The following is an 844-nucleotide window of genomic DNA, read 5'->3' as shown; positions in this document are numbered from 1 at the left end:
CGATGAGAATGACTGGCTATTGATGTTAGACGAAGTTCAAACAGGTAACGGCAGAACGGGTAATTATTTTGCTTATCAAGGGTATGATGTAACACCTGACGTTGTGACAACTGCAAAAGGCATCGCCAATGGCTACCCTATTGGTGCATGCATGGCAAAAGGCAGCGCAGCCGATGTTCTTACTCCCGGCACTCACGGTTCGACCTTCGGCGGAAACCCTCTTGGCTGTGCAGCTGCACTAGCGACAATCAATGAAATTACAAGCCATAAGCTTTGTGATAGAGCATCTGTTCTCGGAGAACGCATTCTTAAAGAACTTGAGAATGAACTTTTGGCAGCTAACTACGTTGCTGATATTCGCGGCAGGGGCTTAATGATCGGCATTGAACTGACCGAACCTTGCCTAGAGCTCGTTCCACTAGCCAAGGCAAAAGGCTTACTATTGAACGTCACTTCCGAAAAAGTGATTCGACTTCTACCGGCACTGAATATGAGTGACGACGAGTGTGAATTCTTAATTGACGCCGTCGTACAAATCATTCGCCTATATTCTGCCGACGATCGCAGCAGGCCCCGCTCTTAACTGGGCAGGAAACACTCTACCTCCACGATCAAATCGTTTATTTATTGAGAGACAAATGGCACTAAGACACTTCTTAACCTTAAATGACCTTTCCAGCCAAGAGCTTAAGCAAGTTATTGAGCGAGCTATCACACTTAAAACCGAGCATAAGCAAGGTAATATCTATGAGCCTCTCAAAAATCGCGTTTTAGCACTAATCTTCGAGAAGTCTTCTACCCGAACTCGTGTTTCTTTCGCGTCTGGCATGGCTCAATTTGGTGG

The 844-nt window shown here is 46.0% G+C and carries 1 protein-coding gene and 1 pseudogene; both read left to right on the top strand.

Annotated elements, in window-relative coordinates; all coding sequences use genetic code 11:
* Positions 1-583: aminotransferase class III-fold pyridoxal phosphate-dependent enzyme (locus A3729_RS30285; protein WP_156498245.1), on the top strand; the 583-nt coding region annotated here is incomplete at its 5' end.
* A 55-nt stretch (positions 584-638) separates the two neighbouring features.
* Positions 639-844: pseudogene (locus tag A3729_RS30280) on the top strand (ornithine carbamoyltransferase); the annotation flags it as partial.

It is taken from the genome of Oleiphilus sp. HI0043, from assembly GCF_001634935.1.
This window is presented reverse-complemented; position numbering and strand designations above follow the sequence as displayed.